Origin of the sequence: Vibrio harveyi (genome assembly GCF_030060435.1) — a bacterium.
GTDB classification, from domain to species: Bacteria; Pseudomonadota; Gammaproteobacteria; order Enterobacterales; family Vibrionaceae; genus Vibrio; species Vibrio harveyi.
The window spans coordinates 2,716,038-2,737,851 of sequence record NZ_CP125875.1 but is presented as its reverse complement, the minus strand read 5'-3'; the positions used below and the strand labels follow the sequence as shown (position 1 = coordinate 2,737,851).

Below are 21,814 nucleotides of genomic sequence, written 5' to 3'. Positions count from 1 at the left end.
GAATGAATCCAATATCACTGTTTAAGAATTGTCTTAGGACAAGGTTTTATCGAGAAATATTAATTTTTTGGATCGAAATAAATGGACTTAAAAGTTTCGTTTTGACTATAATAAATTTCAAACCGAAACTTAAAGTCAAAACATAAATGTCGAAACGAAACACTCAACTAAGAAGACACGCCATTTCTAACCTAGTAAATGAGCTTGGGGAAGTCAGCGTTGATGAACTGGCGCAGAAATTTGAAACCTCAGAAGTCACGATTAGAAAGGACTTAGCTTCTTTAGAGAAAAATGGACAACTTTTGCGCCGTTACGGTGGTGCGATTTCGATTCCAACCGAAGTTATTCATGAAGAATTGAGTCCAATTGTTTCGAGTCGAAAGTTAAGTCTAGCAAAAGCGGCAGCATCACTGATTCGTGATCATAACCGAATTGTGATCGACAGTGGCAGCACAACAGCGGCATTGATTCAGCAATTAAACGACAAACGTGGTTTGGTTGTAATGACCAACTCGTTGCATGTCGCAAATGCACTTAACGAATTAGAGAGCGAACCAACCCTGTTAATGACAGGTGGAACTTGGGATACGCACTCAGAATCCTTCCAAGGCAAAGTAGCCGAATCTGTACTAAGAGCTTACGACTTTGACCAGCTGTTTATCGGTGCTGATGGTATCGATTTAGAGCGCGGAACCACAACGTTCAATGAATTGGTTGGCTTAAGCAAAGTCATGGCAGAAGTCTCTCGTGAAGTCATTGTTATGATCGAGTCTGAAAAAGTCGGACGCAAAATTCCGAACTTAGAGTTGGCTTGGGACCAAATTGATGTATTGGTTACCGACGCAGAGTTACAGCCAGAACACAAAGCACAGATTGAACAACATGGCGTAAAAGTCATTTGCGCCTAATCTAACTAAGTAAACAGTTTCATATTTCACTTCCCTCTGGATAAAGGCCTTTGCTTGCTGCCTCTATTTGAAACCATGGCTAGGGAAGAACAAAACTACAAACGGAGATAAACACATGTGTGGAATCGTAGGTGCAGTAGCACAACGAGATGTTGCAGAAATTTTGGTTGAAGGTCTACGTCGCTTGGAATACCGCGGTTATGACTCAGCGGGCGTAGCGATCGTTGATGGCGAAACCAACCTAACGCGTATTCGTCGTCTAGGTAAAGTGCAAGAGCTGGCAGACGCAGTTGATCAAGCAAAAGTGATCGGCGGTACTGGTATCGCACACACTCGTTGGGCAACACACGGTGAGCCTTCAGAAGTGAACGCACACCCACACATGTCTGGTGACATCGCAGTAGTACACAACGGCATCATCGAAAACCACGAAGAGCTACGTGAGCTACTTCAATCTCGCGGTTACGTATTTGAATCTCAAACGGATACTGAAGTTATCGCTCACATGGTTGAGTGGGAGCTTCGCACTTCAGAAACATTGCTTGAAGCAGTACAAAAAACAGCAAAACAACTTGAAGGTGCATACGGTACAGTGGCACTGGATCGTAAAGATCCTTCACGTATTGTTGTGGCGCGCTCAGGTAGCCCAATCGTTATTGGTTTTGGTGTGGGTGAAAACTTCCTCGCGTCTGACCAACTTGCGCTACTTAACGTAACACGCCGTTTCATGTACCTAGAAGAAGGTGATGTTGCTGAGATCACTCGTCGTGACGTAACGGTATTTGATGCAACAGGTGAGCGTGTAGAACGCGAAATCACAGAATCAAACGCGGAACACGACGCAGGTGACAAAGGTCAATACCGTCACTTCATGCAGAAAGAGATCTACGAACAACCAACAGCGTTGATCAACACAATGGAAGGTCGTATCACGGCAGACTCTGTTGTCACTGAAGCAATCGGTGTTAACGCGGCAGAAATCCTAAGCAAAGTGGAACACGTACAAATCGTTGCATGTGGTACATCTTACAACGCAGGTATGACAGCACGTTACTGGTTTGAAGACATTGCGGGCGTGAGCTGTGATGTAGAAATCGCGTCTGAATTCCGTTACCGCAAGTTTGTGACGCGTCCAAACAGCCTATTGATCACGCTTTCTCAATCTGGTGAAACCGCCGATACGCTAGCAGCACTTCGCCTAGCAAAAGAGAAAGGTTACATGGCGGCAATGACCATCTGTAACGTAGCGGGTTCTTCTTTGGTTCGTGAGTCTGACTTCGCATTCATGACACGTGCAGGCGTGGAAATCGGTGTGGCATCAACTAAAGCGTTCACGACTCAGCTTTCTGCGCTACTCATGCTAGTGACGGCACTTGGTAAGCAACAAAACCGCATTAGCAAAGAGAAAGAAAAAGAGATCGTAGAAGCGCTTCACGCTCTACCGAAACAAATCAATGCAGCGCTGTCTTTCGAAAAAGAAATTGAAGCACTAGCACCAGACTTTGCCGATAAACACCACACTCTATTCCTAGGTCGTGGTGAGTTCTACCCAATCGCGATGGAAGCGTCTCTAAAACTAAAAGAGATCTCTTACATTCACGCAGAAGCCTACGCGGCAGGTGAATTGAAACACGGTCCTTTAGCATTGATCGATGCAGATATGCCAGTTGTGGTTGTTGCACCAAGCAACGATCTTCTAGAGAAGCTGAAATCAAACGTTGAAGAAGTACGTGCTCGTGGTGGTCTGCTTTACGTATTTGCCGATGCTGACGCAGGCTTTGAAGGTGATGAGACAATGAAGATCATCACAATGCCACACGTTAGTGAAATCACGGCGGCTATCTACTACACCATTCCAATGCAGCTACTTTCTTACTACGTAGCGCTGATCAAAGGTACGGATGTAGATCAACCACGTAACCTAGCGAAAGCGGTAACCGTAGAATAATCAACACATGGTGTGATTAAGATTACACTTGTTTATGTTGCGCTATGTAAGTAGCGAGAACCTAAAGCGAAGTCACATGACTTCGCTTTTTTTATGCTTGTTGACATGGTTATGATGCGCAATACGTTGACATTCACTTGTTTACTTTCTGACACGTCGGACGGCGAGCATTACTATCGTAAGCCCAACGGATGTGGTTTCTATTGAACTGAAAAGGTCACTATGAAAATCAAACTCTTGGCAGTATGTATTGTTTCTTCGTTCTACCATCACTACGCCTTAGCAGATGAAGAACAAACGCAGCAACGCAAAAGCCAAACAGTATTTATTGATGAAAACGATGATTGGCTACAACTTAAATCTGGCGAGGTGATCAAAGGCGAGTTAACGGGGACAATCAAAGAAGAAACGAACTCGTTCGATCAAGAGATTGAATTTGATAGTGATGATCTTGGTGATCAAGAGATTGAACTGGAAGATATCGCGATATTAGAAACAGCGAGCTTTTTTACCATTCGAACCGCAAGCGGTGATGTTTTCGACGGTTACTTGTCGATTCGTGATGAGCAGATGTACTTGACTAATGACGGTGAAGAGATGGCGTTTCCTATTACGGATGTTGTATCGATTTATCGCGGGGCAGAGAAAGATTCTGATCATTGGACGACCGAGATTTTCTTTGGTTTAGACATTAGCAAAGGCAACACCGATGAGTTTTCACTGCTCGGTGAAGTGGAAGCGGAAAGAAATACCGTTGGCTCGCGCACTAAGTTAAAAGCGAAACACGAAAACTCCAAGACGAATGATAAAACGACGGCAAACAATAGTTCGTTTGATGGCTCCTACGATATCTATTTGAGCAATCGTCTGTTCTTTCGACCGCTCAAACTCTCTGTACTCAGTGATGAGTTTCAAAACATTGAATACCAGGTTAATGCTTCAATGCAGATGGGTTACTTTATCATTGCCAATTCACAAACAGAGTGGGATGTCTCTATTGGTCCCGGTTATCAGTACACCGATTTTAAGACGGTAGAAGAGGGGGAATCGGGTGACGCGACCAGTAACACGCTGGCGTTTGAATCTAACTTTGAGTATGAACTGACCGATGACATCGATTTAAGCCATACCTATAACCTGAATTGGGCAAGTAACGACGCGGGCGGCGCCCGTCATACCAATGAGCTAGGTTTCGATATCGATCTTGTTGATGATCTTGAACTTAGCATTAAAGCCGTTTGGGATCATGTCTCTGACACCAAAGCCGACTCGGAGGGGGTGGTACCAGAGAAAGACGACTACAAATTCCACTTTGGTTTAACTTACGAGATTTGATTATGCTCCTTGTGAGGCGAAGATGATTGTTGGATTTATGACAAAAATGTCATCTTTGGGATAGGTTGGTGTCAGGTGTCTTGTTGAATAATGAAGTCATTGAAAACAAACACACTGAAAAGGTCATCAACATGAAAGCAATGAAAACCGCTCTCCTTGTCGCAGCTATGGCAATCACTAGCGCATCCGCGTTTGCCAACCCTATCTTCACTAGCGGTAATTATGTGAGCAGAGAAGAGATGAAGACTCTCTCTGTGGAACCTACCGCAACGTCAGATGCCGCATACCAACAAGCTTTCGCTGAACTTAATGCTTTGAAAAGCATGTCGGCTCGTGAGCTTAATAAAGAGCTGAATATCTCTAACTTCAATATTGCATCTAAGAGCACTCATCTGAAAGACAGTGGGTTCATCACGGTTCAAGAACGTATGAACGCAGATGGGCAACTGGAATATGTCGGTACAGTGAATGTCAAAGTGCACTATGCAGAGCGCGACAGTAATCGATAAAAGTGAAGCGTGAAAAGAGTATGATGTTGTTGCGTTGTACTCTTTTTTTGATGGCTGAGGTTGAGGATAGAAGTTGAAATTACTGATTGTAGAAGATGAATTGAAAGCCGGAGAATACTTGCAAAAAGGGCTGGTAGAATCGGGTTATGTTGTTGACTGGGTGCGCGATGGTGTAGACGGGCTGTATCATGCAACAAGTGAGTCTTATGATCTTATTCTTCTCGATATCATGTTACCAAAGCTCGACGGTTGGCAAGTCCTTAACACCCTGCGTAGCAGTGATATCCATACCCCGGTCATTATGCTTACGGCTAAAGAACAAATTGAGGATCGTGTTCGTGGTTTTGAATTAGGAGCCAATGATTACGTCGTCAAACCTTATGCCTTTGCCGAGCTTCTGGCGAGAATTCAAAATGTGTTTCGCCATCATACTTCCTCGCGAGTTTTAACTTCTTCGCAGACGCTGCAAATAGCCGACCTAAAGCTGGACATGATGAAGCGAGTTGCGACGCGGAACGGGCAAACCATCACTTTAACTGCCAAAGAATACGCGCTACTTGAGCTGTTGATGCGAAAAGAGGGACAAGTCCTATCACGAACGACCATTGCTTCACTGGTGTGGGATATGAACTTTGATAGCGACACTAATGTTATCGATGTTGCCGTTAAGCGATTGCGCCAAAAGGTCGACAAGCCGTTTGAGGTACCTTTGATCCACACCGTTAGGGGGATGGGCTACAAGTTGGAAGCTCTTGATGCGTAAGCTACCAGCCAACCTCTCTATGCAAAACAAGCTCGTTTTGATGTTTGTTGGCACGACATTGGTGGTATATCTCGCTTTAGCATTCATTCTGTATTACACCATCGAACGTCATTTCTTCACCCAAGATTACAACGACACAGTGACCAAATATAACTCGATAGAAAAGACGATGCTGGTCTCGCCGGAGTCGGCTTATCTACTTATCGACAATAGCTCTGTCTATATGTGGGCATTTAAAGAGGAAGCACTGACTTACAAAAACTCGACGCTCTCTATCCCTAAGGATTTGTCGTTGACGCTGAGCTCTCCACAGATCTTAAATCAAAACAATGCGATAGAGTGGCGTGAAAACTCGTTAGATATTCGAGCGTTCGCTTTTAAAACCAAAGATGTCACTGTTGTTATTGGCGTGAGCATCAACCATCATCGATTATTCTTAAATAAGCTTGGTTGGATCTTATTTTGGTCTTTAGGCTTCGCATTTATTGCATCGACGCTATTTAGCCGGGTGATCGTTAATCGCGGTTTAAAGCCCATTTTGACCTTAAATAAGCACATTCAACACATCACACCAGAACAGTTGGATATCCGCATTGCCCCAGAAACCTTACCAGTAGAGCTACGTGAACTTGCTACTAAGCACAATGCCATGCTGGATCGGTTACAAACTGGTTTTCATCGTTTGAGTGAGTTTTCTTCTGATATTGCTCATGAGCTCAAAACGCCTTTGACCAATATTACGACCCAAAACCAAGTGATATTAGGCGCGTGCCGTACATCGGAGGAATACCAAGAAGCGATTGCTTCTACGCTTGAAGAGTTAAACCGAATTACCAAGACCATCAATGATTTGCTGTATATCGCAAAAGCGGAGAATAAGCTTATCCATCGACACAATGAGCACTTCGCTGTTCATGAACAGCTTGCTCACTTAATCGAGTACTTTGACATACTGGCGGAAGATTCTGCTTTGAGCATCATCACTTCGGGGCAAGCGATGTTGTACATGGATCGAAATATGTTTGAGAGAGCGGTAGGGAATTTGCTCTCTAATGCCATTCGCCATGCTTATGATGAAACAACGATTCGTGTTGATGTCGAGCAGAGTGATGAGTTTGTCACCATTACCGTTCACAACGTCGGTGAGACGATACCTAAGCAAAATCTACCGTATCTATTTGATCGCTTTTATCGAGTCGACAAGTCACGCCAACATTCTGGCAGCGTTGGAGCTGGGCTAGGGTTGTCGATCACACAGTCGATCGTTCACGCTTATGATGGCAAGATCACCGTGACTTCAGAAGAACACCAAACCCAGTTCTGTTTAATATTGCCCGCAGCTAAAGCGTATCCAGAAGCGGAATCACTTCCTCAAGAGATGCTTTAATTATCACTTTATCTTTAAATTCCTGCAGTGGTGGCAGTAAATCTGGAATCATCACGGCGTGGCATTCAGCAGCGAGAGCAGCTTTAATGCCATTGTTCGAATCTTCCAATACAAGGCTTTCTTTTGCATCGATGCCGAGGTGGTGACAAGCCATTTGATAGCAGTCGGGGTTGGGCTTACCACGTTCTACATCGTCAGCGGTAATCACTAAATCGAACTGGGTAAGGTACTCAGTATTATTGAAGTTATGTTTTACTTCTGGGAGATGAGAAGAGGTCACAATAGCAGTGAGCAAACCACGTTGTTTAATGGCTCGTAACAACGAATCGAAGCCAGGTTTGAGCGCAATACCTTGGTCTCTGAGGTGATGGAAATGCTCATCTCGCACAGCCTTGTAGCGCGGCATATCGATGGCTTGTTGAAAATGCTCGGCGAGTATTCTTTCACATTCAGGGTCTTGGACGCCGATGAATTGTTGATAGAAATCATCAGTGACGGCTAAGCCTTGCTCGGTGGCGGCGTACTGCCAACTCTGTTTGTAGATAGACTCGGTGTCGAAAATCAGTCCATCCATATCAAAAAGTACAGCTTTTAACATTGGTAGAGCTCCTACGTAGGGTGTAGAGCGGCTGACATTGATTATGTTGTTATACCCAAGCAACCTCGAATCCTTTTGAAGGTAACTTGGGTATAAATAGCGTTAGAATGGGCTCTCTTTGCCGAGTTCATTACAGATTTCGACAATAGCAAGCGAGAGCCCTGACTTAATGATTTGTTGTTGACGTTGCAGTTGAAGCTGATAAAACTCAAGGTCGATATCGTCATCTGGTTCGCTGACTTCGAGTTGTACCATACCCATCTTCTTCACCAAGTGCAGTTTTTTGATTGGCTCTAGAATATTGGGGTCTGTGAACTCGTAATCAGAAGCGTCACTATTGAGTTGGTTTTTGAGTTTGATGATGTCTTCGATGTCGTGATAAATATCATCGGGAAGCACACCTAAGCCAAACAATAACTTCAAACGAACAGATAGATCGCCCAGCGGTCCTGAGTCTTGTAGCAGCGGACCGACCACAGATTGGACAGCGAAGTTATCTTTACGAAAAATTCTTTGCACTAGCCCATCGATCGAATCGTTAAATACGTCGACGGTTGCAATAAAAAAGCCTCGTACCGAAGGTGCGCTGTTTAATCGCTCAATGATCTCGGTTTCGTTGATGTTATCTGCCATATACTGAATACATTTCTAATTATTAGTATCCCCATCTCTTTAAGTGGATAAGGATATAGAAGGGGAGCCAAGCTCCCCTAGGTAAATCAAAGTTGGTTGTAAAGTGTCTCGATTTGAGCCACTTCAGCACTGTCTTCTGCAAGACCTGTGTATGTCGCTAGCGTCTTCTTCACACCCACTTCTTTTAATGAGGTTTGCAGTTCTACTGCTTGTGGGTCGGTGTCGTTAGTGTACTTCAACGCAGCAGCAATGCCTTTCAAAAGAGTTTTATTTTCAGTGCCATACTCAATTGTACCGAGTAAAGGCTTCACTAATCTATCGTTCGCCCCCAATTTACGAATTGGTTGGCGACCAACACGATCAACTTCATCAACTAAATAAGGGTTGGCAAAGCGACCTAGGATCTTTTCGATGTAAGCGTTGTGCATGTCGCGGTCAAAACCGTAGCGTTTGATCAGTACTTCTCCGCTTTCTTGCATTGCTTGTTTTACTTCTGCGTGAATGCTTGGGTCTTCAATTGCTTCGCGAATAGTGCGATGTCCTTTCAAGCAACCTAAGTAAGCGGTAATGCAGTGACCCGTATTTAGGGTGAACAGCTTACGCTCGACAAACGCCATTAGATTGTTGGTTCTTTCCATGCCTGCGATATCAGGGATTTCACCTTTGAATTGCTGTTCATCCACAATCCATTCACTAAAACTCTCTACCGTGACTTCTAGTGGGTCATCGTTCGCGGCTTCTGCTGGTGGTACGATGCGGTCCACTGCGGAGTCGACGAAGCCAACTAGCTCGTCTGCTTTCGCGTGTAATGATTCATCCAAATGTTTGTACACTTCACCTTTTAGGTGAGTCGTGCCACGAACCATGTTTTCGCACGCGATGATGTTCAACGGTTTTTCGTTGCCCGCCGCAAAGCGCTTTGCAATGCCGGTCGCGATGGTTTTTGCAATGATGTCCAGTACGTTGGGACCTACGGCAGTTGTTACCAAGTCAGTTTTTACAATGCGATCGATGACATCTTCGCTGGCGGAGTTAACAGCGGTGACGTGGGTTACGGTGTCAATCTGGCATTCCGTACCGACCACTTTTACTTTGTATTCTTGTTTGTGGCTAAGTTGATCAACCAGTGGAGCATCAACGTCTGCAAATGTGACCTCGACTTCTGCATCTGCCAATAGTTTTCCGATGAAGCCACGACCAATGTTACCTGCGCCAAAATGAACTGCGTTTTTCATAATTCTTACCTACCAATGTCTGAAATGTTGACTAAAACGAATCTAGGGTGAGGCCAACCGCATAGGGGGTGACAGCTGACCTCGGTTTGCTCAGGAGCAAATTAAAAGGAGTGATTAAGCCGCTTGCTGACCACCAAGGATGTTCAGAATCTCTTCTACATCGTTGGTGCTAGTTAGCTTCTCAATTGCCTCCGGCTCATCGAGCGCGTTTGTAATGGTGGTAATCACCTGGATGTGCTCATCGTTCTTAGCGGCAATGCCGATAACCAGTTTTGCTACATCATCGTCGTCTTCAGTAAATTGGATACCCGCAGGGTATTGGCAGATTACAATGCCTGTTTTCTTCACGCGGTCTTTCGCTTCTACGGTACCGTGAGGTACTGCGATAGATTCGCCTAGGTAAGTTGGAACCAACGCTTCACGTTCAAACATCGCGTCTACGTATTCTGGTTCTGCGTAGCCAAGTTCAACCAATTTGTTGCCTGCAAAGCGAATGGCTTCTTCTTTGTTGGCTGCTTTCAAACCTAGGTGAATGTTCTCACGTTGAATTTGGAATACAGATGGTTGCTGTGGCTCAAAGCTGTCGTCGTTCGCCGCCATTACCGACACTTTTACCATTTGGTCGTCATTGGCTGCGGATTGGTTTTGTGCTGCTAGTAGTTTGGTGACTAGCTGGTTGTACATTTCGCTGTCTAGGAAGTTCGTCAATGAAATGTGGTGTGCGTTCGGAGCATGCTTACGTGCACGATCCGTTAAGTCTTTATGAGTAATCACGATATCTGCACTCTCTGGTAAGCTGTTAATAGCAAGGTTGGTTACATGGATGTTCAGACCGGCGTCTTGAACCTTTTTGCGCAGCATGCTTGCACCCATTGCGCTTGAACCCATGCCCGCATCGCAAGCGACAATGATGCTTTGTACTGTCGCTAGGTCTACGTCACCTTTGCTTTGGCTGTTTACCACCGCATCGTTTTTAGATGCAGATTTCATGTCTTTCATTTGTGATGTTGCTTTCTCTAGTGCAGCTTCATCACCGTCTTCTTCTGTTGACGTTTGCGTCTTCATTAGTAGTGCCGCTACTGCGAATGACACACCTGTTGCTGCTGCGATAGATGCGAGTACACCTACGATTGAACCTTTCTGAGTCATCAACAAGATAGCGAAGATTGAACCTGGTGATGCTGGAGAAACGATACCTGCGTTAAACATTGTTAGAACGAATACGCCAGTCATACCACCTGCAATGGCAGCTAGGATTAGGCGAGGGTTCATTAGAATGTATGGGAAGTAAATTTCGTGGATACCGCCGAAGAAGTGGATGATTGATGCACCACCGGCAGTTTGACGAGCCGTTCCTTTACCAAACACCATGTAAGCCAGCAAGATACCTAGACCAGGACCTGGGTTCGCTTCGATTAGGAAGAAGATAGATTGACCTGTCTCAGACGCTTGTTGGATACCTAGTGGAGAGAAGATACCGTGGTTGATCGCGTTGTTTAGGAACAGGATCTTCGCAGGTTCAACGAAGATTGAAGTCAGTGGTAACAGGTGAGCAGATACTAGGAAGTTAACGCCAGCTGCTAAGCCACCAGATAGAATTTTTACGAATGGACCGATAAAGATAAAAGCAAGAATCGCACATAGCATGCCGATGATGCCTGCAGAGAAGTTGTTAACCAACATCTCAAAGCCACTTTTTACTTTACCGTCGATGTAGTTATCGAATTTTTTGATCGCCCAGCCACCCATCGGACCGACCATCATTGCACCCATAAACATTGGGATGTCTGTACCGACAATCACACCCATTGTTGTGATTGCGCCGACTACCGCACCGCGATCGCCACCAACTAATTTACCACCGGTATAACCGATAAGCAGTGGTAGCAAGTAGGTAATCATAGGACCAACCATAGAGGCTAACGTTTCGTTAGGTAGCCATCCAGTTGGGATGAATAGAGCAGTGATAAAGCCCCACGCGATAAACGCGCCGATGTTTGGCATTACCATGTTTGACAGAAAACGACCAAAATTTTGTATCTTGATCTTGGCATCTGGTGATATCATAACAATTCCCCGTTCGATGTTCTGATGAATATTGTTGTAGTAAACGGTTCGCCAAAACCGCTTGTTTGATTGCTTAGTACTCAATCAATTTACCACACATTTTCCAATTGGAACTGACAACGGGTTTTTCGTGATCTACGCCCGCATTTCCTAGGCTGAGAAACGGTTTTTAAGTGACTTGGATCGACTTATTGACCTGTAAATAAATAACAAAAAGCCACTTTCAAATCTGTCAATAAAAATACTAGTGATCAATTCGATCTTCTGACAAATTTAAATCCAAAATACTTTGTGATTTAGATCACTTTTGATTTCTTTTGAAATCCGAATTAAATACCGCAAGCGATCAATGTCACACTTTGTGTTGTGTTGCTTGGTCTTGTAAGTGTGATCTATATCTGGTTTGGTAATTTGTGAAAGTTTTTGACGTAATTAGCGTGACCAATGTCATCGCTAAGGTTTTGATAAATTGCGTTGATGAATGTCTTTTCGAGCCACTTCACGCAGTGATATGTCATTAGTGATAGAAAGATTAGAAGTGCATTGCTCTAGGGCTTCATTCTATCCATGACAACGCACTTTTCATTGATATTTCAATACTCAGCGGTGTTGACCTAAGTAACGGTGAGCCTGCTCGTCCCCCATGTACCGTGCTAATGTTTTTTCTTGGACATTACGCAAGTCAACCATGATCAATCCATCCAAAGCGTTGTTGAATGCTGGATCTACATTGAAGCAAACCAGCTTGCCGTTGAGACTTAAATACTGACGTAGCAACACTGGCACACCTTTCCCTTCGTCAATTCTGGCAATCACTCGAGACAGTAGTTGTAAATCGCCTAATGCCGTAAGCATGCTGGTATTCCAACCACGATGGTTCTCTGGCAGAGGGTTAGATGGCGTGACGTATTCCGCACAGTCTTTGTCATAGTGGTGCAGTGTCATTGATTGAGCCAACAACTGGCGTGCTGTGTCGCTGTAGTCATTGCTGATACTGACTGGACCAAATAGGTGTGTGTAATCTGGGTTTTGATGTACGAAGGTCGCAATGCCTTTCCACAGTAGCAATAATGCACTCATGCTCTTTTGATATTGCTGAGCGATCACCGAACGCCCCATCTCGATCGATTTTCCCATCTGATCTAAAAAGCATTGGTCATAGTTAAACAGCGTACGTGAATACAGACCTTCTACACCACGCTTCTCAATCAGTTGATCAACCAAACCTAAGCGATAAGCGCCGACCAAGCATTGGTTTTCTCTGTCCCACACAAATAGGTGCAGATAGTCATGATCGAAGTGATCAATATCTATCGCTAATCCAGTGCCTTCACCAACTTGACGAAAATTGAATTCACGTAGACGACCAATTTCATGCAGTAGAGAAGGAATGCTCTTCGCCTCAGCACAATAGACATCGAACTCTCCACTTTCGAGTAGCTTTGCTTCTTCTGGTAGGTTGTTCAGTTCTTCAAGCAATTCGCCTATGGGTAACCCTGCCGCAATTGGAGAGAGCATTTCCGAAGAGGACGAGGGCTTGATTGGTTGGGTGTCACGATTAAGTAAATAAGTATTGAGGCGCAAATAGTTAACGACCTGATCATCGTTAAGTGTGTTGAGCTCTTTAAATTTTATGGCTTGCCCAAACGAAAGCTTGATGGTCTGTGCGTGTTTGTTCAATAGCTCTCGACCAAGCATTAGGGTGCGCAAAAGTGGGTGGATTTTCCCCGCCATGTAAAAGCGTTTGGAATTTTGACCACTGATAAAGACTGGAACCGTGGTCGCTTTGTTTTTGTGGATAAGGCTACTGACACTGCGGCTCCACTCTTTGTCTTCTAAACGTTGTGGTTTCGCATCGACTAATTGTGATACTTCACCGGCAGGAAAGACGAGTAATAAGCCACCATTAGCCAGATGCTTGTTGGCTGCTCTAAGCGCTTTCATGTTGGATTTGACAGCGTCTTTACCTTCAAATACATCGACGCCAATGAAGAGCTGATCCAGCTCAGGAACGGTCTTAAGGTATTGATTGGCTAAGATTTGAATATCCCCCCTGACCATCAATAGCAGTTCCGCCAAGATCACACCTTCCACACACCCTAGAGGGTGATTTGCCACTATGACGGTTGCACCTTGTTTAGGAACAGAGTCGAGTGAACCATGAGTGATACGATAATTGATGCCCAAGATATCCAGGGTAAAGCGGAGAAAGGTTTTGGTGTCGGCATTGATAGGTCGTTGGGCGTAGAACTTATCAAGTTGGTTTAAACCCGTTGCCCATTCAGTAACATTTTCACCAATGCCAAATGGCGTTTTACGAGGGAGACGAAAGGGGGTCGAACTATCCATATTTACCTCAGCGTACAAGTTGCTGATTGGATGGTAGAAATTACAGATGACAGTTCAGAGGCAAAAGCATGAGCCTTTGATGACAAAGCCGTGAAGCTTTATTGAACAAAGGCTATTCACCCAGATTTATGAGGGGAGTTTGTTTATGATTTATCACCGGCAAACATCAGGACGCTCATGGTGTTAAGCGTTTTACTGATTGACTCTATAGAGCTTAATACCTGTTTGGTTGGTTCATTTTCCAATAGTAGACGACCATCAACCCCCTTGGTTCCACAAGGCTCTTCTTCGCAAGCCAATGTTCGCTCTTCATGCGTATTTTCTTCGGTGATTTGCTTATCAATCGTTGGGTCTTCAGAGGTCATATTGTTGGCACTAAAACAAGAAGTTGAGATGAAGACACCACTAATAATAAGCATTAACTTTGTTTTCAACATGATGATAAACTCAATAATAAAACACTGTTCGATTTTATGTTATTGTCTTCATCATTTCGAGTGATATGACAGAAATTTAGCTTTTGGTCGCTATTTTGTTGCCATTCGTAGGCTATCTTATCTGCATAACAAATTGATTGGTTTAACGAAATCAGGAGGATGAATGGAGAACGTTTCCAACAAAGCGTCAATATGGTTAGGGCTGTGTCTAATTATTGGTTTGGGAGTGTTGGGTTTCTTTATCCAGCAGACAGCGGTGAAATACAAAGCGTATGAACGTGTGGTTACGGTGAAAGGCTTGTCTGAGCGAGAGTACCCAGCGGATACAGTAATTTGGCCTATTCAATTTACTGTGGCGAGTAATGATATGACCGCAATGTTTGATGACATTGATCAGCAGACTAAGCTGGTCATCGATTTTCTTGTGGCAAAAGGACTGAATGAATCAAACTTCTCTCTGTCATCACCAGCTGTCATTGACCGTAAAGCTCAGCAATATGGTAGTGAGCAAGATATCGAATATCGCTACCTCGCAAACCGAACTGTGACGGTTTACAGCCAGAACATTGATTTGGTGAGAGCGGCAATCAATGAAATTGGCGAGCTAGGCAAACAGGGCGTTTTATTAAACCAAGATCCTTACTCGAATCGTGTGGAGTACAGCTTTACTAAGCTTAACGAGATTAAGCCCGATATGATTGAGGAAGCGACGAAGAATGCACGAGAAGTAGCAGAAAAATTTGCTAAAGACTCACAGAGCTCGCTCGGTAAAATTAAGCGAGCGACACAAGGTCAGTTCTCAATTTATGACCGAGATAGCAATACGCCTTACATCAAGAAGGTACGCGTTGTTTCAACTGTTCAGTATTACCTATCGGACTAAAAAGAAAGCCGCTCAAATGAGCGGCTTTTTATTTTATCTGTCTGGTTTACAAGATAGGCTCAATGTCCTGCTCGGTGCGTTCACCTTCTAGGACTTCAATCGGGGTATAATGTTGGTAGATCAAGAAACCATCATCCGAAGTTTCATGAGTGTTTGGATCATCAATATATGCCGTACAGGTATAGCCAAGGGTATAGGTTCCCGGACCAACAAAACCAAACTCGTAATCATAAGTTGTATTGCCTTGTTCGTCAGTAGACTTATTTATGTTTGCTGCCGCGACAGGAGTATTTAAGGGCTCTGGTGCTCCCATATCTCCCATTGTTGTACGATCCATTACACCAGTATAAAGGTAAACTGCGTGCACGGGCGGAACATTGTTGATTGCATTCCAGGCGGCGCTATCTGCTTCACAAGCTTGATATTGTACTTCGCTTACCTGACCGCCAATGTGACCCGCTTCGGAAGCATTCACTAGGTTTACCGCATTCGAGTTCATGTTCATATAATCAAGACCATTCGGGTCGGCTAAACCATTACGTAAATCGAACTCCACAACATAGGTGTTGAAGCCAACATTGATCTTTACGTATTCGCTTTTACTTGAGAACTTAAGTCGCCCTTGATCACTCGTATCTGGTTTGAAACCAAAGCAACTACCACGACTTGGTACAACTAAACCTTTCACAGAGCCATCAGTTTTCTCTACATAAGAAAGGGTGGTGTCATTCAGCTGTCGACCGTCTTTAGCGTAAACACACATAGCGTAATCACCTGGTGGGATATCTTGTTCGCTAATGATGGTTTCTGCGTTACTACCTTGATACTGCATCAAATCAACTTGATTTAACTCACCGTTATTGCTGGCATCTAAAAGAATGGGCTCTCCTGTTGCTTGTTCTGTTTCTGGGTCAAAGGGAATTAAAACCACATCTTTAAAGGCTAAAACCACTTTGTTGGCATCATCTACAGGTGCATCAGAAATACTGAGAGAAAAAGTAGCAGCATCTGAAGTTGAAGATGAGTCGTCGTTGCCACAACCGACTAATAAAAGCCCACTGGACAATGCAAGAATAGGGTATGTGTAATTTTTCATAGCTTCCTGCTGCGTTGAAATTAATTCACTAAAAAGTTTAGTTGAAAAATTGAGAATGCATGTCAGGAATACGCACTTAATAAGTAAATTATCAATAGTTGAGGTTGGTTAGAGTTTCTCGATATTAGTAATTCAACTGGAATGATGAGTAGCTATTTCCGTTCTTATGCAAGTGTTTTTTTATAAAACTAAGTTCTTATTTGTTTGACAATGAAGTTGATAAAAGTCAATTCACAGAAGGAGTTAGAGGCGTAATTTTGACCGCACTTATTAGCTAGAAGGAATTACTAGAATGGCCTTTAAACATTACCTCAGAGAGTTGTTAGGTTTAACTATTGTTGTCTCTGTGGTATTCGGAGTATTGAGTATCTTACTGGACTTCTGCGCTCTTGTAGCGCTGTGCGAACATCAAGAGAATATTGCCCATATTTTTTTCCATGAATCGTTCTACTTTATCGCATTCCTGATCCCGCCTTATTTCTTATGGAAAGTGATTAACCGTCCCGGCTTAGTTTCAGCAACAGAAGAGTATCAGGTCAGCAAGCTTGAGTTAGAGCGCCCTTAGCTGGAAATAAACCTAAACGTAAGTGCTTGGCTTGGGTTGCGATGAGGATATTGGATGGAATCTCTATCTTCCAGATACAACAAAGGCTCGTAGATTTCTCTACGAGCCTTCTGAATATGGTGGCCCCTCCCAGACTTGAACTGGGGACCAATCGATTATGAGTCGACTGCTCTAACCACTGAGCTAAGGGGCCTTAATAGGTCAACGATTATAGGGGAAGCGTTGCGAGGTGTCTAGCCACTAGGTGGGGCAATTGCGCTTAGTTTTTATTCACTTAGCTTCACAGATAATAAAAAAGGCGACCCATTGGTCACCTTTTTTGATTTTAATCGCTTCGATTACTCGTCTAGGAAGCTGCGCAGTGTTTCTGAGCGGCTTGGGTGACGTAGTTTACGTAGTGCTTTCGCTTCGATCTGACGGATACGTTCACGAGTAACGTCGAACTGCTTACCTACTTCTTCTAGAGTATGGTCAGTGTTCATGTCGATACCAAAGCGCATACGAAGTACTTTTGCTTCACGTGGTGTTAGACCTGCAAGTACGTCTTTCGTTGCCATTTTCAGGCTCGTTGCCGTAGCAGAATCTAGTGGTAGCTCTAGCGTAGTATCTTCGATGAAATCACCTAGATGCGAATCTTCGTCGTCACCGATTGGTGTCTCCATAGAGATTGGCTCTTTAGCGATCTTCAGTACTTTACGAATCTTGTCTTCTGGCATTTGCATACGTTCTGCCAGTTCTTCCGGTAACGGCTCACGACCCATCTCTTGTAGCATTTGACGAGAGATACGGTTTAGCTTGTTGATCGTTTCGATCATGTGTACCGGAATACGAATCGTACGTGCTTGATCCGCGATTGAACGAGTGATTGCCTGACGGATCCACCACGTTGCGTAAGTCGAGAACTTGTAACCACGACGGTATTCGAACTTATCTACCGCTTTCATCAGACCGATGTTACCTTCTTGGATTAGGTCCAAGAACTGTAGACCACGGTTGGTGTACTTTTTAGCGATAGAAATTACTAGACGTAAGTTCGCCTCAACCATCTCTTTCTTCGCACGGCGAGCTTTCGCTTCACCGATAGACATACGACGGCTGATGTCTTTAATGTTTTGAACGTTCAGAGAAGTCTCTTCTTCAATCATTTTTAGTTTAGCGATTGAACGACGGATTTCTTCTTCGTTACGTTTGATCTTCTCAGCGTATGGCTTGTCAGATGATAGGATTTCATCTAACCATGCTTCGCTTGATTCGTTACCTGTGAACAGCGCGATGAACGATTTCTTCGGCATTTTGCCGTACTCAACTGCAGACTTCATGATCAGACGTTCTTGAGTACGAACGCGATCCATTGCTGTGCGCAGTTCATTCACTAAGTGGTCGAACTGTTTTGGTGTTAGACGGAATTCTTTAAATACGTCTAGCATCAACTCGTTAGCTACTGTTGCTTTCGGGCTTTCGTAACCGTGCTCGTTGATTGCAAGCTGAAGGTTTTGGTATGTGCTGCGTAGCTGGTTGAATTTCTCAAGCGCAAGCTCTGGGTCGATACCTACATCTTCTTCAGTGTCATCTGAATCGTCATCACTTTCTTCGTCTTCATCAACGTCTTCTTCGTCTTCTTCTTCTAGCTGAGATTCAGTTAGTTCAGAACCGATGTGCGTCGCTGTTGGTGCAGCTGTGTCGTCTGCATCAGGGTCAACAAATCCAGAGATTAGGTCAGTTAGACGAAGTTCTTCTGCTTGAACTTTGTCAAACTGCTCAAGAATGTATGGGATAGTGCCAGGGTATTCAGCAACAGACGATTGAACTTGGTTAATACCTTCTTCAATACGTTTTGCGATGTCGATTTCGCCTTCGCGAGTCAGCAGCTCTACAGTACCCATTTCACGCATGTACATGCGCACTGGGTCTGTTGTACGACCAATTTCACTTTCTACGCTAGAAAGTGCTGCTGCTGCAGCTTCAGCTGCATCTTCATCGGTGATGTTTGTGTCATCGTTCAGTGCAAGATCATCAGCATCAGGAGCAGTTTCTACTACCTTGATACCCATGTCGTTGATCATCTGAATGATGTCTTCTACCTGTTCTGAATCTACGATTTCAGCAGGTAGGTGGTCGTTTACTTCGGCGTAGGTCAGATAGCCTTGTTCCTTGCCTTTAATAACAAGTAACTTTAGCTGTGACTGCGGATTTTGATCCATAGACGGTATCCAACTTCGTAATCTGGTGAAGGAATCAGTATGCGAAATGCAAACCACTTACTATAACAAATTAAATTGTTGCTGACTAATTAAACAGGGTTACGCTTTTAAATCTAGCATCAAAGCTAGCAGCTCCCTTTTCTCTTCGGCTGATAAACCGACACTTCTTGCTTTGGCCTGCAGGTTTTCAATTTGTTTTTCTACGCACTGGGCAATAATTTTATCCAGTGAGTCTAAAAATATTTCTTCTTGGTTGTCTTCATCGAGGGGAATATCCCAGCTCGCGAGACGAGACAGAAGGGTCTCATTTTGGCTGTTTCGCCAATGCTCTAATAATTGGCCAGTGTTGATATGGGGATGCGCCTGACATTTATCAAGTACATCAACAAATAAACTTAGGCCTGGTATGGATAAATCTCTCACTGAGGAAAGATCCGGTACCATTTGAGCATAGCTCGGATTCTGAATAAGTAGAGCGATTACCTCGCGCATCGGAGTTCGTTTGATCTCTTTGTGCGGCTGAGGTCGACTTTCACCCGTCTTTTTACGTGGTTGACGTAAGCGGTTATCAAAACCCGTGCGTTCATCAAGCAGCTTTTCGAGTAACTCCTGAAAATAGGGATCAGGAATCTTGTCAATCAATGCACTCGCATAGGCTCGCAGTGCTGATTTACCTTCATTATTACCCAAGTTGATTTGGTGTAATTCAATCAGGTTATCAAAGAGATAACTCGAAAGCGGTGTGGCTTGTTCTATTTGCTGTTCGAAGGCTTGCTTGCCATATTTTCGAACGTAGCTGTCAGGGTCTTCACCGTCAGGTAAGAACAGGAACTTCAATGTATTACCCGTTTTAAGGTACTGAAGTGCATTTTCTAGCGCGCGCCATGCGGCTTCTTTACCTGCTCGGTCACCATCGTAACAACATACGACGGTATTCGTTTGCCTAAACAGCATTTGAATGTGGTCACCAGTGGTTGACGTGCCCAAAGAGGCGACAGAGTAATCTACGCCATATTGCGCCAACGCGACAACATCCATATAACCTTCAACCACCAAAATTCGTGGTGGTTCACGATATGCTTGTAGCACTTCGTAAAGACCATAAAGCTCTTTACCTTTATGGAAGATAGGCGTTTCTGGTGAGTTCAGATATTTTGGTGTGCCGTCGCCAAGTACGCGACCGCCAAATCCAATCACTCGACCACGGCGATCACGAATGGGGAACATGATACGACCACGGAAGCGGTCATAGCGGTTACCTTTGTCGTTCTCGATCAACATGCCGCCAGTCACAAGCATGTCTTGATTGTCTTTGTTCTGACCAAAGTTTTTACGGACTAAGTCCCATTCATCCGCCACATAGCCGATGCCAAACTTCTGTACGATTTCACCCGACAAACCGCGGTCTTTTAGGTACTCAATCGCCACTTTACTTGTTGGCTGCTTGAGTTGGTTACGATAGAACTGAGCAATGCTGCCCATGATATCGTAGAGACTACGCTTTTCGCTGCTGCTGGCTTGTGGTCCTGAGCTAAATTGACCGCCACCACCACTGCGTTGTTCGCGTGGTACATCTAATCCAAGATAAGATGCCAGTTCTTCAATGGCTTCGACAAAGTCTAGGCGTTCGAACTCCATAATGAAGTCGATGGCATTGCCATGCACGCCACAACCAAAACAGTGATAAAACTGCTTTTCTTGGCTAACGCTGAATGACGGTGTCTTTTCGTTATGGAAAGGGCAGCAAGCGCCGTAGTTTTTGCCTTTTTTCTTAAGTTTCACGCGCGCGTCGATGATATCGACAATATCGAGTCGAGCTAGGAGGTCATCAATAAAACTGCGAGGGATGTGTCCAGCCATAAAACCTAACAAAAAAAGAAAATCATGATTGGTGTGAATGGGTTACAGAGAAAAGCATGTGTGCGGCTTTTTGTTATTCCATTCTGCCAGATACAAACAAGCCGTGCGTTCCAAAGGATAGCACGGCTTGCTGCAATTGGGTGGGGTATTAAGCCAATTTAGCGCGAACTAAACCGCTTACTTTACCCATATCTGCACGCCCTTGAATTTGCGGTTTCAGAACGCCCATTACTTTGCCCATGTCTTGCATGCCAGCTGCGCCAGATTCAGCAACTGCGCTCTCAATAAGAGCTGCAACTTCTTCGTCTGTCAGTGGTTGAGGCATAAAGTCCTCAAGAACGGTAATTTCAGCTTGTTCCGCATCAGCAAGATCTTGACGACCTGCTGCTTCAAATTGCGTTACAGAGTCGCGACGTTGTTTAACCATCTTGGTCAACACAGCAAGAATGTCGTCGTCGCCCAGAGTAATCTGTTCGTCAACTTCACGTTGCTTAATTGCAGATAGAGCTAAACGAATAGTACCAAGGCGCAATTTGTCCTTGGCTTTCATCGCTAATTTTTGCTCTTCTTTGAGTTTATCAATCAGAGCCATAACTAAATTCCTTTCCGGAGCTCAGTTATTAGTACAGGCGAACGCGACGAGCGTTTTCGCGAGCTAGCTTCTTAGCGTGACGCTTTTGAGCTGCTGCTTTAGCGCGTTTGCGAACTGTAGTTGGTTTTTCGTAGTGCTCACGACGACGCACTTCAGAAAGGATACCTGCTTTTTCGCAAGAGCGCTTGAAACGACGTAGAGCAACGTCGAACGGTTCGTTTTCACGTACTTTAACTACTGGCATATGCCTTTCACCTCAGGGGTTATTCGTTAACGCTGGAATTTAATGAACCAAATCACAATTGTTTGGTCAGTTACCAGCTTGATCAAAAATGGTGCGGAATTTTAATCCGATCAACACAGCTTTGTAAAGCGTTTTATCGCCTATTGTCTGTACAAAATTTGTTTGAAGCACCAAGGCAGGGTAATATGACGCCCAAATTTCCTC

The 21,814-nt window shown here is 44.2% G+C and carries 19 protein-coding genes and 1 tRNA gene; 8 read left to right on the top strand and 12 right to left on the bottom strand.

Annotated features, from left to right (window positions below):
* Positions 1-146: 146 nt before the first annotated feature.
* The 6 genes from QMY49_RS12915 to QMY49_RS12890 all read left to right on the top strand — a co-directional run bounded on the left by QMY49_RS12915 (position 147) and on the right by QMY49_RS12890 (position 6,850).
* A complete protein-coding gene (locus QMY49_RS12915) occupies positions 147-908 on the top strand; it encodes a DeoR/GlpR family DNA-binding transcription regulator (protein WP_005450450.1) in 762 nt (253 codons plus the stop codon).
* Positions 909-1,023: 115 nt separating this feature from the next.
* Complete coding sequence (gene glmS, locus QMY49_RS12910; protein WP_005450449.1) at positions 1,024-2,856, top strand: glutamine--fructose-6-phosphate transaminase (isomerizing); 1,833 nt, start codon at positions 1,024-1,026, stop codon at positions 2,854-2,856.
* Positions 2,857-3,078: 222 nt separating this feature from the next.
* Positions 3,079-4,191, top strand: a complete 1,113-nt coding sequence (locus QMY49_RS12905) for a DUF481 domain-containing protein (RefSeq protein WP_283311894.1) — start codon at positions 3,079-3,081, stop codon at positions 4,189-4,191.
* Positions 4,192-4,322: 131 nt separating this feature from the next.
* On the top strand, positions 4,323-4,700 hold the full coding sequence (locus QMY49_RS12900) for a DUF3316 domain-containing protein (RefSeq protein ID WP_009698839.1): 378 nt from the start codon (positions 4,323-4,325) through the stop codon (positions 4,698-4,700).
* Positions 4,701-4,773: 73 nt separating this feature from the next.
* Positions 4,774-5,463 (top strand): heavy metal response regulator transcription factor, encoded by a 690-nt coding sequence (locus QMY49_RS12895; RefSeq protein ID WP_009698838.1) that lies wholly within the window; start codon positions 4,774-4,776, stop codon positions 5,461-5,463.
* Entirely contained in the window at positions 5,456-6,850 is a 1,395-nt protein-coding gene (locus QMY49_RS12890) for a heavy metal sensor histidine kinase (RefSeq protein WP_017817259.1), read from the top strand. The genes QMY49_RS12895 and QMY49_RS12890 overlap by 8 nt, the downstream gene beginning before the upstream one ends.
* Here the strand turns inward: QMY49_RS12890 and QMY49_RS12885 are convergent.
* The 6 genes from QMY49_RS12885 to QMY49_RS12860 all read right to left on the bottom strand — a co-directional run bounded on the left by QMY49_RS12885 (position 6,804) and on the right by QMY49_RS12860 (position 14,169).
* Entirely contained in the window at positions 6,804-7,448 is a 645-nt protein-coding gene (locus QMY49_RS12885; protein WP_283311887.1) for an HAD family hydrolase, read from the bottom strand. The genes QMY49_RS12890 and QMY49_RS12885 overlap by 47 nt on opposite strands.
* A gap of 102 nt (positions 7,449-7,550) precedes the next feature.
* Complete coding sequence (locus tag QMY49_RS12880) at positions 7,551-8,081, bottom strand: MltR family transcriptional regulator (protein WP_005450437.1); 531 nt, start codon at positions 8,079-8,081, stop codon at positions 7,551-7,553.
* An 86-nt stretch (positions 8,082-8,167) separates the two neighbouring features.
* On the bottom strand, positions 8,168-9,316 hold the full coding sequence (locus tag QMY49_RS12875) for a mannitol-1-phosphate 5-dehydrogenase (RefSeq protein WP_005450436.1): 1,149 nt from the start codon (positions 9,314-9,316) through the stop codon (positions 8,168-8,170).
* Positions 9,317-9,430: 114 nt separating this feature from the next.
* Positions 9,431-11,383, bottom strand: a complete 1,953-nt coding sequence (locus QMY49_RS12870) for a PTS mannitol transporter subunit IICBA (protein WP_009698834.1) — start codon at positions 11,381-11,383, stop codon at positions 9,431-9,433.
* Positions 11,384-11,983: 600 nt separating this feature from the next.
* A complete protein-coding gene (locus QMY49_RS12865; protein WP_283311882.1) occupies positions 11,984-13,732 on the bottom strand; it encodes a bifunctional lysophospholipid acyltransferase family protein/GNAT family N-acetyltransferase in 1,749 nt (582 codons plus the stop codon).
* A 143-nt stretch (positions 13,733-13,875) separates the two neighbouring features.
* Positions 13,876-14,169: a hypothetical protein gene (locus QMY49_RS12860; RefSeq protein WP_283311879.1), complete on the bottom strand. Its 294-nt coding sequence runs from the start codon at positions 14,167-14,169 to the stop codon at positions 13,876-13,878.
* A 163-nt stretch (positions 14,170-14,332) separates the two neighbouring features.
* On the opposite strand from QMY49_RS12860, the gene QMY49_RS12855 reads away from it, so the two are divergent.
* Positions 14,333-15,052: an SIMPL domain-containing protein gene (locus tag QMY49_RS12855; protein ID WP_005450432.1), complete on the top strand. Its 720-nt coding sequence runs from the start codon at positions 14,333-14,335 to the stop codon at positions 15,050-15,052.
* 46 nt (positions 15,053-15,098) lie between these two features.
* Here QMY49_RS12855 and QMY49_RS12850 read toward each other — a convergent pair whose 3' ends face one another.
* Complete coding sequence (locus QMY49_RS12850) at positions 15,099-16,148, bottom strand: DUF4382 domain-containing protein (protein ID WP_283311876.1); 1,050 nt, start codon at positions 16,146-16,148, stop codon at positions 15,099-15,101.
* 292 nt (positions 16,149-16,440) lie between these two features.
* Between QMY49_RS12850 and QMY49_RS12845 the strand changes: the two genes are divergently transcribed.
* Positions 16,441-16,713, top strand: a complete 273-nt coding sequence (locus QMY49_RS12845; protein ID WP_009698831.1) for a hypothetical protein — start codon at positions 16,441-16,443, stop codon at positions 16,711-16,713.
* 117 nt (positions 16,714-16,830) lie between these two features.
* Here the strand turns inward: QMY49_RS12845 and QMY49_RS12840 are convergent.
* The 5 genes from QMY49_RS12840 to rpsU all read right to left on the bottom strand — a co-directional run bounded on the left by QMY49_RS12840 (position 16,831) and on the right by rpsU (position 21,610).
* Positions 16,831-16,906 (bottom strand) — tRNA-Ile (locus QMY49_RS12840).
* A gap of 145 nt (positions 16,907-17,051) precedes the next feature.
* Positions 17,052-18,914, bottom strand: coding sequence for an RNA polymerase sigma factor RpoD (rpoD, locus tag QMY49_RS12835; protein WP_009697585.1), 1,863 nt, complete (start codon positions 18,912-18,914; stop codon positions 17,052-17,054).
* Positions 18,915-19,013: 99 nt separating this feature from the next.
* Positions 19,014-20,774: a DNA primase gene (gene dnaG / locus QMY49_RS12830; RefSeq protein ID WP_053049216.1), complete on the bottom strand. Its 1,761-nt coding sequence runs from the start codon at positions 20,772-20,774 to the stop codon at positions 19,014-19,016.
* A gap of 148 nt (positions 20,775-20,922) precedes the next feature.
* A complete protein-coding gene (locus QMY49_RS12825; protein WP_005450424.1) occupies positions 20,923-21,366 on the bottom strand; it encodes a GatB/YqeY domain-containing protein in 444 nt (147 codons plus the stop codon).
* A 28-nt stretch (positions 21,367-21,394) separates the two neighbouring features.
* A complete protein-coding gene (gene rpsU / locus QMY49_RS12820) occupies positions 21,395-21,610 on the bottom strand; it encodes a 30S ribosomal protein S21 (protein WP_001145625.1) in 216 nt (71 codons plus the stop codon).
* Positions 21,611-21,814 lie beyond the last annotated feature (204 nt).

Bases quoted from the DNA above. Each gene is read 5' to 3' on its own strand.
- QMY49_RS12915 (WP_005450450.1), top strand. From the start codon at position 147: ATGTCGAAACGAAACACTCAACTAAGAAGACACGCCATTTCTAACCTA.
- glmS (WP_005450449.1), top strand. From the start codon at position 1,024: ATGTGTGGAATCGTAGGTGCAGTAGCACAACGAGATGTTGCAGAAATT.
- QMY49_RS12905 (WP_283311894.1), top strand. From the start codon at position 3,079: ATGAAAATCAAACTCTTGGCAGTATGTATTGTTTCTTCGTTCTACCAT.
- QMY49_RS12900 (WP_009698839.1), top strand. From the start codon at position 4,323: ATGAAAGCAATGAAAACCGCTCTCCTTGTCGCAGCTATGGCAATCACT.
- QMY49_RS12890 (WP_017817259.1), top strand. From the start codon at position 5,456: ATGCGTAAGCTACCAGCCAACCTCTCTATGCAAAACAAGCTCGTTTTG.
- QMY49_RS12885 (WP_283311887.1), bottom strand. From the start codon at position 7,448: ATGTTAAAAGCTGTACTTTTTGATATGGATGGACTGATTTTCGACACC.
- QMY49_RS12880 (WP_005450437.1), bottom strand. From the start codon at position 8,081: ATGGCAGATAACATCAACGAAACCGAGATCATTGAGCGATTAAACAGC.
- QMY49_RS12875 (WP_005450436.1), bottom strand. From the start codon at position 9,316: ATGAAAAACGCAGTTCATTTTGGCGCAGGTAACATTGGTCGTGGCTTC.
- QMY49_RS12870 (WP_009698834.1), bottom strand. From the start codon at position 11,383: ATGATATCACCAGATGCCAAGATCAAGATACAAAATTTTGGTCGTTTT.
- QMY49_RS12865 (WP_283311882.1), bottom strand. From the start codon at position 13,732: ATGGATAGTTCGACCCCCTTTCGTCTCCCTCGTAAAACGCCATTTGGC.
- QMY49_RS12860 (WP_283311879.1), bottom strand. From the start codon at position 14,169: ATGTTGAAAACAAAGTTAATGCTTATTATTAGTGGTGTCTTCATCTCA.
- QMY49_RS12855 (WP_005450432.1), top strand. From the start codon at position 14,333: ATGGAGAACGTTTCCAACAAAGCGTCAATATGGTTAGGGCTGTGTCTA.
- QMY49_RS12850 (WP_283311876.1), bottom strand. From the start codon at position 16,148: ATGAAAAATTACACATACCCTATTCTTGCATTGTCCAGTGGGCTTTTA.
- QMY49_RS12845 (WP_009698831.1), top strand. From the start codon at position 16,441: ATGGCCTTTAAACATTACCTCAGAGAGTTGTTAGGTTTAACTATTGTT.
- rpoD (WP_009697585.1), bottom strand. From the start codon at position 18,914: ATGGATCAAAATCCGCAGTCACAGCTAAAGTTACTTGTTATTAAAGGC.
- dnaG (WP_053049216.1), bottom strand. From the start codon at position 20,774: ATGGCTGGACACATCCCTCGCAGTTTTATTGATGACCTCCTAGCTCGA.
- QMY49_RS12825 (WP_005450424.1), bottom strand. From the start codon at position 21,366: ATGGCTCTGATTGATAAACTCAAAGAAGAGCAAAAATTAGCGATGAAA.
- rpsU (WP_001145625.1), bottom strand. From the start codon at position 21,610: ATGCCAGTAGTTAAAGTACGTGAAAACGAACCGTTCGACGTTGCTCTA.